The sequence below is a fragment of the Allobosea sp. ASV33 genome, from assembly GCF_016428755.1.
GTDB lineage: Bacteria > Pseudomonadota > Alphaproteobacteria > Rhizobiales > Beijerinckiaceae > Allobosea.
Map to the genome: position 1 here is coordinate 23,257 of NZ_JAELTI010000051.1, position 14,652 is coordinate 37,908.

12 protein-coding genes are annotated in these 14,652 nt (G+C 64.2%); 5 read left to right on the forward strand and 7 right to left on the reverse strand.

Going from position 1 to position 14,652, the window contains the following annotated elements; genetic code table 11:
- Positions 1-17: 17 nt before the first annotated feature.
- The 4 genes from JHD80_RS15790 to JHD80_RS15805 all read right to left on the reverse strand — a co-directional run bounded on the left by JHD80_RS15790 (position 18) and on the right by JHD80_RS15805 (position 5,537).
- On the reverse strand, positions 18-1,664 hold the full coding sequence (locus tag JHD80_RS15790) for a hydantoinase B/oxoprolinase family protein (protein WP_199089054.1): 1,647 nt from the start codon (positions 1,662-1,664) through the stop codon (positions 18-20).
- Between the two features lie 2 nt (positions 1,665-1,666).
- Positions 1,667-3,748 carry a hydantoinase/oxoprolinase family protein gene (locus tag JHD80_RS15795; protein WP_248311585.1) on the reverse strand — a complete coding sequence of 694 codons (2,082 nt, stop codon included), beginning with the start codon at positions 3,746-3,748 and terminating at the stop codon, positions 1,667-1,669.
- Positions 3,749-3,842: 94 nt separating this feature from the next.
- Complete coding sequence (locus JHD80_RS15800; protein WP_199089056.1) at positions 3,843-5,351, reverse strand: ABC transporter substrate-binding protein; 1,509 nt, start codon at positions 5,349-5,351, stop codon at positions 3,843-3,845.
- Between the two features lie 39 nt (positions 5,352-5,390).
- Complete coding sequence (locus JHD80_RS15805) at positions 5,391-5,537, reverse strand: hypothetical protein (RefSeq protein WP_199089058.1); 147 nt, start codon at positions 5,535-5,537, stop codon at positions 5,391-5,393.
- A 30-nt stretch (positions 5,538-5,567) separates the two neighbouring features.
- On the opposite strand from JHD80_RS15805, the gene JHD80_RS15810 reads away from it, so the two are divergent.
- A complete protein-coding gene (locus JHD80_RS15810) occupies positions 5,568-6,254 on the forward strand; it encodes a GntR family transcriptional regulator (protein WP_199089061.1) in 687 nt (228 codons plus the stop codon).
- Positions 6,255-6,275: 21 nt separating this feature from the next.
- Positions 6,276-7,343, forward strand: coding sequence for an NAD/NADP octopine/nopaline dehydrogenase family protein (locus JHD80_RS15815; protein WP_199089074.1), 1,068 nt, complete (start codon positions 6,276-6,278; stop codon positions 7,341-7,343).
- 304 nt (positions 7,344-7,647) lie between these two features.
- Here the strand turns inward: JHD80_RS15815 and aptA are convergent, their stop codons facing one another.
- Together aptA and JHD80_RS15825 are read right to left on the reverse strand one after the other, a co-directional pair.
- A complete protein-coding gene (gene aptA, locus JHD80_RS15820; protein ID WP_199089078.1) occupies positions 7,648-8,979 on the reverse strand; it encodes an omega-aminotransferase AptA in 1,332 nt (443 codons plus the stop codon).
- 85 nt (positions 8,980-9,064) lie between these two features.
- Positions 9,065-9,937, reverse strand: a complete 873-nt coding sequence (locus tag JHD80_RS15825) for an FCD domain-containing protein (RefSeq protein WP_248311586.1) — start codon at positions 9,935-9,937, stop codon at positions 9,065-9,067.
- Between the two features lie 136 nt (positions 9,938-10,073).
- Between JHD80_RS15825 and JHD80_RS15830 the strand changes: the two genes are divergently transcribed.
- The 3 genes from JHD80_RS15830 to JHD80_RS15840 are packed head-to-tail and all read left to right on the forward strand — an operon-like array spanning position 10,074 to position 13,935.
- Entirely contained in the window at positions 10,074-11,513 is a 1,440-nt protein-coding gene (locus tag JHD80_RS15830) for an amidase (RefSeq protein ID WP_199089082.1), read from the forward strand.
- Positions 11,513-12,352 (forward strand): alpha/beta hydrolase, encoded by an 840-nt coding sequence (locus tag JHD80_RS15835; protein WP_199089084.1) that lies wholly within the window; start codon positions 11,513-11,515, stop codon positions 12,350-12,352. Before JHD80_RS15830 ends, JHD80_RS15835 begins: the two co-directional genes overlap by 1 nt.
- A 38-nt stretch (positions 12,353-12,390) precedes the next feature.
- On the forward strand, positions 12,391-13,935 hold the full coding sequence (locus JHD80_RS15840) for an ABC transporter substrate-binding protein (protein ID WP_199089094.1): 1,545 nt from the start codon (positions 12,391-12,393) through the stop codon (positions 13,933-13,935).
- 255 nt (positions 13,936-14,190) lie between these two features.
- Here the strand turns inward: JHD80_RS15840 and JHD80_RS15845 are convergent.
- On the reverse strand, positions 14,191-14,652 hold a 462-nt coding region (locus JHD80_RS15845; protein ID WP_282568399.1), incomplete at its 5' end, for an IclR family transcriptional regulator.

The following is a 14,652-nucleotide window of genomic DNA, read 5'->3' on the forward strand; positions in this document are numbered from 1 at the left end:
CTTCGTCAGAGCGTCCCTCAGGGCTTCAATCCGTAGATCTCGATCGCCGCCTGCCGCGAGATACGTTCCTCGCGCAGGTCGCGCTCGACCAGCGCCCGGTCGCGCTTCTTGGGGTCGCCGAAGCCGCCGCCGCCGGCCGCCACCATCCCGACCCATTCGCCCGGCTGCAGAATACCGGCGCGCCGGTCGAGCGGTTTGGCGCCGGGCGAGAGTTCGACGCGGGCGGTGAGACCGTCCTGGCCGCCCTTGAGGCCGAAGGGCGGCACGATGCTGTTCGTCCCGCCGGCCGAGATGCGGGCGATGTGGTCGAGCATCTCGACGCGCCGCCGCAGCGTCATGCCGCCGCGATATTCGCCGGCTCCGCCGGAATCCTGCACCAGTTCGTAGCACTTCACCATGACGGGGTGCTCGATCTCCAAGGCCTCGATCGGAAGGTTGGCCGTGTTGGTCGTGTTCACCTGCACGCCGTCGAGCCCATCCTTGTCAGAGCGGGCGCCCATGCCGCCGCCATGCATCTCGTTATAGACGTAGAAGCGGCCGGTGCGCGGATGGATTCCACTGGTCGTCAGCAGCGTGCCGCCTGTCGAGGCGGCGGCGATGCGCTCGGGTACGACGTCGGCGAGCGCGGCGAAGATCATGTCGACGAGGCGCTGGCCGATATCGGTGCGGCTGTAGACGGCGGCCGGCGGCGTCGAGTTCAGAACGGAACCCAGCGGCGCGGAGACGTGGATCGGCCGGTGGAAGCCGGAATTGGCCGGCAGATCGGGGTCGACGATCGCCTTCACGGCGAAATACACGGTCGCCAACAGGGCCGTGTAGACCATGTTGATCGGCGCGCGGACCTGCGGCGGCGCATCGGGGAAGTCGATGCAGATCTCGTCGCCCTTGACCTCGATCACGACCCTCAAATCCATCACGCCGTCGACGAGGTTGCTGTCGAAGTCGTGGCGGAAGCTGTAGATGCCGTCCGGGATCTGCGCGATGCCGGCCCGCGTGCGCCGCTCGGTATAGTCGAGCACCTGCGCGCCGGCCGCACGCACGGTTTCGGCGCCGTATTTGTCGCAGAGCGCCTGGTAGCGCTGCACGCCGAGGCGGTTGGCCGCCATCTGGGCGCGGAAGTCGTTGATGCGCTCGCGCGGCACCTGGCAGTTCAGCAGGATGAGCTGCATCAGGTCTTCCTGCAGCACGCCCTCGCGATAGAGCCGCACGGGCGGGATGCGCAGCCCCTCCTGGAAGATATGCGCATGGCCGCGGTCGACGAAGTCGGAGTGGTGGGCGAGGTTCGTCACCCAGGCGACCAGCCGGTCGCCATGGAAGATAGGCTCCAGGAAGACGATGTCGTTGAGATGGGTGCCGCCGCCGGTATAGGCGTCGTTGCCGACGAAAACGTCGCCGGGCCTCACCGTCGAGAGGTCGTGGTTCTTGAAGACGTGCTCGGCGATGCCGAGCAGCGAGCCGAGGTGGACCGGGATGTGCTCGGCCTGGGCGATGGTGCGGCCCTGCGCATCGAACAGCGCGGTCGAGCAGTCCTGCCGCTCCTTGATATTGGTCGAATAGGCGGCGCGAATGATCGCCTTGCCCATCTCCTCCACGATGGTGGTGAGCGCACTGCCGATGACCTCGACGGTGATCGGGTCGAGCTGCGTCTTGGCTTTGTCCAGCATGGTCAGCTCTCGATGATGAGGTTGAGATAGGCATCGACCGTCGCGACCTGTCCCGGCAGGACGAGCGTGGTCGAATCCATCTGGTCGATGATCGCGGGCCCGGCGACCTTGTGGCCGGGTCCGAGCTTTTCGCGGTCGTAGATAGGGCAATCGGTGAAGCCGCCGGTTTCCGGCAGCCAGACCTCACGGCGGGCCGTGACGGCGGCCTCGACCGGGTCGGTCGCGGGCGGATAGGCCTTGAGATCAGCCTTGGGCACGAGACCGACAGCCTCGATGCGCAGCGTCGTAACCTGCACCGGCTCTTCGGGGGCGATATAGCCGTAGACCTGCTTGTGAATGCGCTCGAATTCCTCGCGCAGCTTGACGAGCGCCGCCGCATCGATCGGGCCTGCGGGACACGGCACGGTAAGTTCGTAGCCCTGACCGCCATAGCGCATGTCGATCGAACGGGTCAGCGAACGGCGCGCTTCGGGGATCGCTTCCTGGGTGAACCACTCCTGCCCGCGTTCTTCGAGACCGGCGAAACCGCTCTCCATTCCCGGCGCGCCCTCGGCGCTCAGCGGCAGGAGCCGGGTCAGCGAGAGATTGGTACGCAGATCGGTCAGCAGAAGGCCGAGCGCGCACATGATGCCCGGATATTTCGGGACGGCGAGGCGCGGGATTTCGAGTTCGCGGGCGAGCCGCGCGGCATGGATCGGACCGGCGCCGCCGAAGCCGAGCATGACGTAGTCGCGCGGATCATAGCCGCGCTCGACCGAGATCACGCGAATGGCCTTCGCCATATTGGCGATGACCACGCTGATGATGCCTTGCGCCGTCTCCATGACACCGAGGCCGAGCTGGTCGGCGAGGCGCCCGATCGCCGCCTTGGCGCGCGCCTGGTCGATCTTCATGCGGCCGTTGAGCAAATGCGTCGGGTTCAGCACCTGCAGCACGACATTCGCGTCTGTGACGGTCGGCTCCTCGTTGCCGCGGCCGTAGCAGACCGGGCCGGGGTCGGCGGCGGCCGAGCGCGGGCCGACCTTGAGCAGGCCGCCGGCATCGATATGGGCGATAGAGCCGCCGCCGGCACCGACCGTGTGGATGTCGAGCATCGGCAGCTTCAGCGGATAGCCATGGACGACGGCGTCGTTCGACATCTGCGGCCGGCCGCGATCGATCAGCGAGACGTCGGTCGAGGTCCCGCCCATGTCGAAGGTGATGATGTTGTCGAAGCCGGAGAGACCACCGACCGACAGCGCGCCGATGACGCCGGCGGCCGGTCCGGAGAGCACCGTCCGGGCCGGAAAGTTCTGCGCAACCTCCGATGAGATGACGCCGCCATTCGACTGGGTGAGATGCGGATGGGCATCGATTCCGATCTCGGCAAGCCGCGGCTGCAGCTTCGAGAGATACGACTTCATGATCGGACCGAGATAGGCGTTCACGACCGTGGTCGAGAGCCGCTCGTATTCGCGGAACTCGGGCGCAACTTCGTGCGAGATCGAGACGAAGGCGCCCGGCATCTCCTCGGCGAGGATCTCCTTGACGCGCTTCTCGTGCGCCGGCTCGATGAAGGAGAACAGGAAGCAGACAGCGACGGTGCTGATGTTCTGCTCCCTGAGCTTGCGGGCGGCCGCGCGGACCTCCTCCTCGTCGAGGGTGGTATGGATGCTCCCGTCGAAGCGCACGCGCTCGCTGACCTCGAGGCGCTTGTCGCGCGCCACGAGGATGCGCGGCTTCTTTGTCTGGATGTCGTAGAGGGAATCGCGCTTCTGGCGGCGCAGTTCCAGAACGTCGCGAAAGCCCTTCGTTGTGATCAGACCCGTCTCGGCGCCGCGCCCGACGATCAGCGCGTTGGTCGCGACCGTCGTGCCATGGCCGAAATAGACCACGTCGACCTTTTGCCCGGTTGCCTTGGCAACTTCTGCGACGCCCTGCTCGATGCCACCGGCGATGCCGAGCGAGGGGTCCTGCGGCGTGCTCGACACTTTCCAGACATGGATTTCGCCATGCGTCTCGTCGAACATGCAGACATCGGTGAAAGTGCCGCCTGAATCGACGCCGACGCGCAGCTTCAGGGTGGTTTCGTCTTGAACGGTCATGACGTGGTCGCGATCCGGTTGATCGGGGATTCAGGCAAGGCTGTCGCGCCGACGGGCTGCCGAAGCCCGTCGCTCTGGCCTTGTTGGTGGCTTGTCAGCGCGTCTTGATGTCGATCGCGCGGACCCAGTCGTCGCCGCGCGCCTGCCAGGCGATGCCCTTCGACTGGGCGTAGGTGATCGGCGTGAAGAACATGAAGATCGAGGGAGAGTCTTCGCACAGCTGCTTCGTGAGCTTGCGGTAGAGTTCGGTGCGCTTGGCCGCGTCATTGGTCGATCGCGCAGCCTTCGCGCCTTCGTTGAAGCTCGCATTGTCCCAATAGGATTGCGGGTTCTCCCTCTCCCAGAAGTTCAGGAGGCCGCCGGCATCGAGCGTCGGCCATCCCAGCCCGAAATAGGCGGAGTCCCCGAGGTTCTTGGCGACGATGTACTTGTTCATGAAGGCGCCGAATTCCATCTCGCGCAGCTTCACGGTGACGCCGATCTCGCCGAGCTGGGAAGCCACGACCTGGGCGATGTCGGAAGCCTGGATGTAGCGGCCCGTCGGCACCTCGAGGTCCATGGTCAGCTCGTTGGCGAAGCCGGCCTCGGCCAAAAGCTTTTTGGCCTGCGTGGGATCGTAGGGCGCCGGTTTCAGGTCGGGGTTGAAGCCGAAATAGACCGGCGAGAGCGGCTGGCAGGCGCTGACCTGGGCCAGGCCATCGAGCAGCCCGTCATTGATGGCCTTGCGGTCGATGCCGAGATTGAGCGCGCGCCAGAGCTTCGGGTTGTCCTTGAAAGGGGTCTTCAGGCCGTTGAGCTTGATGAACATGCCCCGCGTGCCGGCGACCGAGCCGGCTTCTGCCTTGCCGCCAGCCTTGATACGGGCGATCTCGGAGGTCGGGAAGGCGGTGATCAGGTCGACATCGCCGGCTTCCAGCGCCGCGATGCGCGAGGAATCCTCGGGGATGATCCGGAAGGTCACGTTGTCGAAGGCGGGCTTTTCGCCCCAGTAATCCTTACGTGCCTTCAACACGACGCGATCGCCGCTGGCGAAGCGCACCAGTTCGTAAGGTCCGCTGCCAAGCGCCGCGATCGAAGGATTGTTTTCCGCCGTCCATTTCGGCGGCATCAGCAGGAACATCGACATCTGGTCGGGCAGGTCGGGATAGGCGCCCTTGGTGACGAACTCGACGACGGTCGGCGAGATGGCCTTGACCTCGCTGATGGCGGTGAACCAGGGCTTGTTGCGGGCGCCGGTCTTTGGATCAAGCACGCGCTCGACATTCCATTTCACCGCTTCCGCGTCGAGCTTCTCACCGTTCGAGAAGGCCACGCCCTCGCGCAGCGTGAAGCGCCAGGCCGTGTCGCCGATTGCTTCCCACTTGGTGGCGAGTCCGGGCCGGAGCTTCAGGTCGGGGCCGCGGTCGACCAGCGGCGTGTAGATGTGCGCGGCGACGCTGAGGTCGGTGCCAACGGTCGTCGATTTGTCCGGGTCGAGTGTGTTGATGTTGCTCGACAGTGCGATGGTCAGGTCACGCGCCGCGGCCGGCGTGAGGGCAGCGGTGGAACTGACCCCGAAAGCGAGGGCGGCTACGAACCTGCGGGCGAAGACCTTGCTGCGCATGACAATCCCCTGTTCTTGACTTTGGCGCCAATCTTGAGTTCATGATTGGCATCTGTCAATCGCCCGCCATAGGATGTTTTGCTTAATGAAGGTGCAAAGGCGCAGGACTTCATCTCCGGCCAGCCGGAGAGCCGGGCCGATGAATTGCGGTTCGGCGGCAAAGCGGGTGAAGATGGTTGCGAGCATGCAGGGATTCGGCTGCGGGACATGGCGCTGATGACGTTGGATATTGGGCAGAGCGGCGGGACTGGCGCCGGCACGCGCAGCGCACGGACGGCCGGCGGCAGCGCGTCGCGCGCCCGGGAACTCGCCAAGCTGATCGAAAAGGACATCAGCACAGGGCGTCTGAGTGCCGGCTCCTGGTTGAAGCAGGTCGATCTCGAAGCGCAATACGGCGCCTCGCGGCTCGATATCCGCCAGGCGCTGGACCGGCTCGAGGAGAAGGGTTTCGTCAAGCTGGAAGCCAATCGCGGCTACCGCGTCGAGACCTTCGATAAGGAGCGCTTCCGCAATGTCGTGACGATCCGCGCGATCCTCGAAGTCGCGGCCGCGCAGGAGGTGCTGAAGCATATCGACGAGCCGGGGCTGGAGCGCTTACGGCAACGTGCCGACGGCTTTGCCGAGGCGGTCAATGCCGGAACCGTCGTCGCACAGGAGGAGGCGAACTACGCCTTCCACGCCGCGATGCTCGAATTCTGCCCGAACCGCGATCTCGTCTCGATGATCTTCGACCTGCGCAGCCGCGTTCCCGTCACGCTGACACGCGAGAAGAACACGGCCGCGCTGCTCGCCAATACCGTGCGCGAGCACTACGAGATCGTCGAACGCCTGCGTGAACGCGACAAGCCCGCGCTGGAAGCCATCGTCCATCGGCATGTGCTGGGTGGCCTCGAAATCGTCTGACATCTATCAAGGGGATCATCCATGCGCGTCGCCATCGTCGGCTTCGGCGGGATCGGGCGCGGCTATGCTGCCTATCTGACCAAGCAGGGACATGAACCCGTCATCTGGTCGCCCAGTGGCGCGGCGCTCGCCGACTTCGGCGGCGGTTTGCCACTGACCGTCACGGGCAAGCTCGAAACCGCCGTGCCGCTGCGCATCGCCCGTGATTGTGCGGAAGCCGTTTCCGGCGCCGAAGCGGTTATCATCACGGTGCAGGCGAACGGCTTCAGGACGGTGATCGACGCCATCGCCCCACATTTGGCGACGGGACAGACCGTCATCATCAGCGCCCACTGCTCCTTCGCGGCGCTTTATCTGCACCGCCTTTTGAAGGCGCGCGGCATCGACATTCCGATCGCGACCTGGGCGACGACAGCGTTGACCGCTCGCAAGAGCGGCCCGCGCAGCGTCCATGTCTCGGGCATCCGGACAAAGCTCGACGTCGCCACCTTGCCCATCCGCCACGCCCGAGCCGGGCTCGCACTATGCTGCGCCTTGTTCGGTGATCGCTTCGAGCCACGCGAGGATGTGTTGGCGATCATGCTCAGCAACCTCAATCCTCCGGCCCATGTCGCCAATATGCTCGGCAACCTGACCCGCGCCGAACGCGGCGAGGACTGGCCCAATTACGGTTCGATCACTCAGGGGGTCGGGCGCATCGTGGATGCCATGGATGTCGAGCGCCTGGCGCTGGCCAAGGCCTTCGGCCTTTCGGTCCGCACCGTTCAGGACCACTATGTCCACTCATTCGGCGTATCGCCTGGGCCGGTCGGGGAGATGGCAGCGGCGGTCTCCAAGAACCGCCCGGAGCTTCTCGGTCCGAAGACGCTGGATACCCGTTTCATCACCGAGGACGTACCCTTCGGGTTGGTGCCGCTGGAAGCCTTGGGCCAAATGACCGGCGTGCCGCTCCGCCTGCACCAGGCCGGCATCGCGCTGTTCGACGCGATCTGCGACCGGAACTTCCGCGCCGAGAACGACTTGCTGCCGGCGCTTGATCTCGCCGGGATCTCCGCGGCGGACCTCCATAGAGAATTGCGAGGCGAGTGAGTGAACCTTCAGGCCTGACAAGAGAAGGGGCAAGGTGTCGACGGTGCCGGCACCTGCAGACACAGCCTGATGATGCAGATCGTGAGGGAGCGACGGCCAACGCCGAGGCACGATCAGATGCTTCTCTCAGAAAATGGGCAATGTCCGCATTTTGGCAGCCGTCCCACTTCCGCAAGGGGCGCTTCCTGCGGGTGCGAACCTGAGTAGATCCAGGTTGCCCCTCCGCAGGGGCAATTTCTAAATCCGGTCTGCGTGACGCAAGTTCGATGCGTCGTGCAAGATCGACGGATCACCCGATGGGTTGTCAGGCGAGAGACCGCACGGCTCTCCTGATCGTGTCGAAGATGCGATCGATCTCGCTCTCCGAGATGATCAGTGGCGGGGACAGCACGAGCGCGTCGCCAGCCGTGCGCAACAAGACGCCGTTCTCGAAGCAGAAATTGCCTGCAGGCACGCTGCGGCTCATTGGCTCGTCCTTCGGAGCGATCTCGATCGCCGCCAGCAATCCGATATTGCGGATGTCGACGATATGGGGCTCTCCCTTCAGAGAATGAGCCTGCTCCTCCCAATAGACCGCCATTTTGGCAGCGCGAGCGAAGATGTCCTGCTCCTCGTAGACATCGATCGAAGCAAGCGCCGCTGCGCAGGCGAGGGGATGGCCCGAATAGGTGTAGCCATGCATCAGCTCGATCGCGCTTTCAGGCCCGTTCATGAAGCCATCATAGACTTTGCGAGATGCAATCACGCCGCCCATGGGCACCGCGCCGTTGGTCATGCCCTTCGCGCAGGTGATCATGTCAGGCGTGACACCCAGTGCGGTCGATCCGAAGGCTGCTCCCAGGCGGCCGTAGCCTGTAATGACCTCGTCGAAAATCAGCAGGATGCCGTGCTTCTCCGTGATGGCACGCAGTTTTTCGAGATAGCTCTTGGGCGGAGGCAGGACGCCGCCCGATCCTGTGACGGGCTCCACGATCACCGCGGCAATCGTTGACGCGTCGTAGACCTGAACCATGGCTTCGAGTTCATCGGCGAGATGGGCTCCCCATTCCGGCTGCCCCTTCGAGAAAGCCTGTTCCTCCCGGTTGTAGGTGTGGCAAAGATGGGCAACCCCCGGCAATAGCGGCCCGAAATCGCGCTTCTGCCTGCCGATGCCGCCGACCGCGAGCCCGCCAAAGCCCATCCCATGATAGCCTTTGGCACGACCGATCAGCATGGTGCGATGGGCTTCGCCGCGAGCCCGGTGATAGGCGCGCGCGATCTTGAGCGCCGTGTCGACGGCTTCCGAGCCGGAGTTCGTGAAGAATACCCGGTCCATTCCGGGCGGAGTCAGCGTCGCTATGCGCTCGGCAGCCTTGAATGCGAGTGGATGGCTCATCTGAAATGACGAGACATAGTCGAGATGGCCGGCCTGTTCGCGGATCGCCGCCGTGATGCGCTCTTGGCCATGGCCCGCGTTCACACACCAGAGCCCGGCCATCCCGTCCAGAATCTCGCGACCATCCGCTGCTGTGTAGTACATCCCCTTGCCGGCGACGAAGAGGCGCGGGTTGGTTTTGAAGCTACGGTTCGGCGTGAAGGGCAGCCAGTACGGATCGAGCCCTTCGCGGCTGGGATTCATCTGCGGAACGATCGTCATGACATTCTCCCAAGCCCTGCGCGCTGACGTTCGAGGTCAACGCGTTTTGGGATTATGTCATCATAAAATACATTTCACAATTGGCTCAAACATTGCGCTCCCGAGGCGAAAGGCTGACCTCCTGGGCGCGATCGAGATGGCGTCGCAGGAGGGCGGCTGCGATATCGCGTTCGCCCTCCTGCAGGCGGTCGATGATCTCGATGTGCTCGCGACACGAGACCACGACACGCTCGGGGCCATAGCGCCACGAGTAGTTCGAGTACCGCCGCAGGCGGCTCTGCTGCTGGAGCGCGAGCACGAGAAAGCGGTTGCCGCTGGCGGCCATCAGACCTTCGTGGAATTCGCAATTCATCTCGAAGAGCGCGACGCTGTCGTTTTCGTTCCAGGGGCGCATCAGTGTCGCTTCATGGCGGCGGCGCATGTCCGCGAGCCAGGCAGGGTCAGGGGCGAAAGATGCCTCGAGAACCGCCGCCGGCTCGATGATGCGACGGAAAGCATAGCCCTCGATGATCGCTGCGTTGTCGTTAAGTGGCGAAAAAAGCCACCCATGACCCGGCCGGCGCTCAACCATCCCGACCTCGGCCAATTTATTCAGGACGCGCAACAAGAGCGGTCGCCCGATCTCATAGCGCCTCATCATGTCTGCTTCAGAGGCTTGAGAGGGCAGGGTGCCGGCAACGCGATCCTTGGCGACGCGCACGCAATAGGCGTCGAGCTCCGACGAGCCGCTGCTGTACTCGCTGTCGGAAATCTCTTCGGCCGGCCGCGATAGCGCATAGCCGCCATTGGGAAGGGCTACGACAAGGCCGCGCTCGGCGAGGTGTCGCAGCGCTGCTCTTATGGGCGTGCGGGAGACCTGCAGGCGCCGCGCCAGCGAGGCCTCGGGGAGGCGGTGCCCTGGTGGTACGGCGTCGTGTCGAATTGCCTCGAGGATGCGCGGCAGCAGGTCCCGCTGCAATTTGCTCGGAGGATCGAAGGTCGGCGCTGTCGGTGTCGCCTTCTCGTGTTTCATGGTTTGACAAAATACATATTGTTGGCCTCCATAGGAAGACGCGCAGTCGGAGCCTATGATGTCGTCGAGCCAGACTACAGCGATGTCCCCGATCGGGGGATCAGCCGATGAGGCTTTGTGGCGGCTCGACGCCTCGGAGCTTGCGCGGCTGATCGCTCAGAGCGAGATTTCAAGCCGTGAGGCCGTCACCTCCTGTCTCGCTCGCATGGATGCGGTCAACGGCACGCTGAACGCCGTCGTGCGCCGCTTCGATGCGGAGGCGCTGGCCGCTGCCGACGCCGCTGATGCAATGAGGGCGCGCGGTGAGGCGCTCGCCCCGCTTCACGGCGTCCCCATCACGGTCAAATGCAATATCGACCAGAAGGGCCACCCCACCGATGGCGGCGTCGGGGCCTATCGGGATCTCGTCGCCGACAGCGACAACCCGGTCGTCTCCAACCTTCGCGCAGCCGGCGCCGTGATCATCGGCCGTACGAACACGCCATCCTATTCGATGCGCTGGCACACCGAAAACGCGCTCCATGGCGCAACGCTCAACCCTTGGCGCGCCGACATTACGCCCGGCGGATCGAGCGGAGGTGCAGCGGCCGCCGTGGCCGCGGGAATCGGGCCGATCGCGCATGGCAACGACATCGCCGGCTCCGTGCGCTATCCGGCTTATTGCTGCGGGCTCGTCGGCCTGCGCCCAAGCTACGGGCGGGTGCCATCGAGCAACGCGACAGCCAAAGGGCTGGCCTCGATTTCTTCGCAGCTCATGGCGGTTCAGGGGCCGCTGACCCGCAATGTGCGCGATTGCGAACTTGCTTTCGACGCGATGGCGCGGCCGAGCGTGCGTGACCCGCGTTGCGTGGTGCCGGCGCCATTTCCAGCCGACTCGGGGCCCTTGCGCGTCGCCTTGGTGAGCAAACCCAGGAATGCCGTCGTCGATCATGGCGTGACGGCGGCCGTGATCAGCGCGGGCCGCGCGCTCGAGGCTGCCGGTGTCATTGTCGAAGAGGTCGAGCCGCCCGATCTTGCCGCTGTCGGCGATCTTTGGAGCAAGCTCGCCGTAGCCGATGTCATGGCAGGGCTGCAGCCGCTGATCGCGGAAAATGGCGATGATGGGATACGGCGGGCGGTCGCGCTCTGGGCTGAGGTCTTCCCACGCTACAGCGCTGCAGACACTTTGACGGCGCTTGGCGAGCGCTTGCTTGCGCTGCGCAACTGGCAGGTCTTCTTCGAGACCTATCCGGTCGTGGTCATGCCATGTTCGTACGCGCCGCCGCTTCCCGTCGGCTTCGACGTGCAGAACGCCGCCGAGACCGCCCGCGTGCTGGCCGCGCAAAGTCCGCTCATGGCGATTTCGGTGCTGGGCCTGCCGGGCCTAGCGGTGCCGACAGCGCCGCATGACGGGATACCATCGGGCGTTCAGGTCGTTTCCGGTCGTTTCCGCGAGGATCTCTGCTTCCGGGTCGGGGCGATCATCGAAGCCAGTTTCGACCGAGCAACCCCGCTCGATCCGCGCCCGACAGGAGCATATTGATGGCCCTCATCCGCCGTCACGGAGTCAAGCTTTCGGCATATGACTTCGGACGTACAACGATCCATGCTTGTCAGGCCGATCCGCGCTTCTCCTGGTGCGCCTATGTGCCGGAGGATTACGACGAGGCCGGCTCCGAACAATATCGGCTGCTGGTCGCGGTCCATGGCACCATGCGCGACATGGTCGCTTATCGCGACGATTTTATACCTTACGCCGAGCAGACCCGGAGCATCGTGCTGGCGCCATTGTTTCCCGCTGGCATCACCAGTCCCGGCGAGCTCTCGTCATACAAGCTGATGACGCCGTCGGCGGTGCCCTATGACACCATCCTGCTGTCGATGGTCGACGAGGTCATGGCGCGCTACCGGATCGCTGGCGACCGGTTCGCGCTCTATGGCTTTTCCGGCGGCGGGCATTTCGCACACCGCTTCCTCTATCTCCATCCCAAGCGGCTGTCCGCGGTCTCGATCGGCGCTCCGGGCATCGTGACGCTGCTCGATTTCGAGCATGACTACTGGGTCGGCGTGCGCGATTTCGAAACGGTGATGGGCAGGGCGATCGACCTGGAAGCGATGCGTCAGGTCGCGGTCCAGATGGTCATCGGGGGCGATGATACCGAGACCTGGGAGATCACGCTGGCGAAGAACTCGCCGCTGTGGCGCGAAGACTGCGCGATCGCGGGTGTCGACCGGCCCGAGCGCCTGCGCAGCCTCAAATCGAGCTTCGAGAACCACGGCATAGCCGTTCGTCACGACACCGTGCCGGGCATTGCTCACCGCCACGCGGGGCTGGTCCCGGCGGTCAGCGACTTTCTGGTTCAAGCGGTGCCTCGCCCGTAATGCGCGCCTTTCCCCCGAATTCCTGATGGAGACCGACCATGCGACGTAGCATCTGCCTTGCCGTTCTCGTCGCATTGGTCACGGGATCGGCCCTTGCCCAATCTGCTCCCACGGCCGGGCGGCTGGCGATCGCGCTGAACGCGGATATCCGCAGCCTCGAGCCAGGGGTGAACCGCGACACCAATACCGACACGGTCATTCACCAGCTGTTCGAGGGCCTCGTCGCCTACAAGACGGATCTCGATGTCGGGCCCGCGCTCGCCGAGAGCTGGACGCTGACCAACGACGGCAGGACTTATTCCTTCAAGCTTCGTCCAGCCCTTTTCCATAATGGCAAGCCCGTAACATCGGCCGAGATCAAGTGGTCGTGGGATCGTCTCAACCAGTCGTCCGCCTGGACCTGCCGGCCAGTCTTCAACGGTCAGTCGGGCGCCAAGGTTGTGTCGGTCGAGACGCCGGACCCGCAGACGATCGTGTTCAACCTCGATCGGGCGAGTGCGATTTTTCTGAAGCAGCTGGCCAATATCCAATGCCACGTGCTGGCGATGCACCCCGAAAGCGTCGACACGGAAGGCAAATGGACCAAGCCGATCGGTTCCGGGCCCCTCAAGCTGCGAGAATGGCGCCGGGCGGAGTACATCCTGCTCGACCGGTTTGAGGCGTATCGCGGCAGCACGGCGCCCGCCAATGGCTTCGCCGGCGTGCGCGACATGAAAGTGGACCAGGTCATCTTTCAGGTCATTCCCGATACCAGCGCACGCGAAGCCGCCCTGGTGACCGGTGCCGTCGACATCCTCCACGATATCGAGCCCGAACAGATGGGTGCGATGAAGCAGCGCGGCATGCGTGTTCTCAGCACCCCGGGGCTTGGATGGTCGACACTGCTCATGCAGACGGACGATCCGGTGCTGTCGAACGTCAAGATTCGCCAGGCCGTGGCGCATGCGATCGACATCAAGCAGATCGCCGAAGCCCGGACGCTTGGCATGGCCCCTGCGAATGCCTCTGCGGTCAGCAGCTCCACCGCCTTTTACAACGAAGGTTTCGCTGCGTGGCCTGCCTATGACCCTGCTCGCGCCAAGGCGCTGCTGAAGGAGGCCGGCTACAAGGGCGAGCCGCTGCGCATCCAGACCAACAAGCAGTATCAAGCCATGTACCAGAATTCGGTGATGATCGAGCAGATGCTCACCGAGGCTGGATTTTCAGTGAAGCTCGACGTCATCGACTGGGCCACGCAGCTATCGAACTACCTCAATGGCCGGTTCCAGATGCAATCCTTCGGATTTTCGGGCCGTTTCGATCCAGCGCTGATGTATGCCGCCTTTGTGGGCGACAAGACGAAGTTCAAGACGGCGCAATATGGCGACCCTGCGGCGGTCGAGCTCCTCGGGCAACTCGACACCACCGACGACCCCGCGGTTCGGGGCAAGCTCCTGGCAGCCCTCCACGCCAAGGTTCAGGCCGATGTGCCCATCGTTGGCTTGTACTTCGCGCCGATTATCGAAGCGGTGCATCCCCGCATCGAGGGGTATGTCTCATGGCCGGCCAATCGCCCGATCACCTGGGGCGTCTCCAAGCGCTAGGAGCCGCAGCATCGTGTCGAGCGGGCTTGGAAGGCTTCAACGAAAGATGTCGGAGGCGCTCACACAGACTGCTGAATGGCGCTGCGAAGCGCTTTCGATAGACTTGAGCCTGAGGGCGAGGTGCGTCGCTGAGGTGATCACCGGCGCGATAGGCCGGCGGCGCTGGACTGACGACGATCGGGCTCAGAGTCTTGAAGAGACGCTGAACCAAGCCTTAGCCGCCGTCAGACGCGACACTGCCAGTCGAAGCGATCTTCATGCCTTGTGGCCGAGCCGGGCGCTTATGCGACTGGCGCCGTCCTTGAGTTGATCTGCAAGTTCGCTTGCGCGGGAGTGGTAGCGTAGCGTCACAACGCCAAGATTGAGCGCCGCTACCACCTTGCCTTCTCTCCCCCAGATAGGTGCGGCAAGACCCGTCGAGCCGGTGACATGCTCTTCGTCGCTAACCGCGATGCCTTCCGCCCGGATCGTCTCGAACATACCCCGGATCGCGTCCGGATCCGTAACCGTCTTGGGTGTCCTTGGGATGAGGTTCGCCCGCGCAAAATATCCGTCAGTGAGAGGCGGATCCCAGTGAGCCAGCAGGACACGGCCAGTGGCCGAGCAGTACGAGTCGGAGAGCCCGTCGAGCTCGATGTCGTAGCGTACAGCCTGACGGCTGACGCATTTGGCTATGCGTCGACAATCGCCTCTCGCGGTTAAGACCGCGAGCATCAC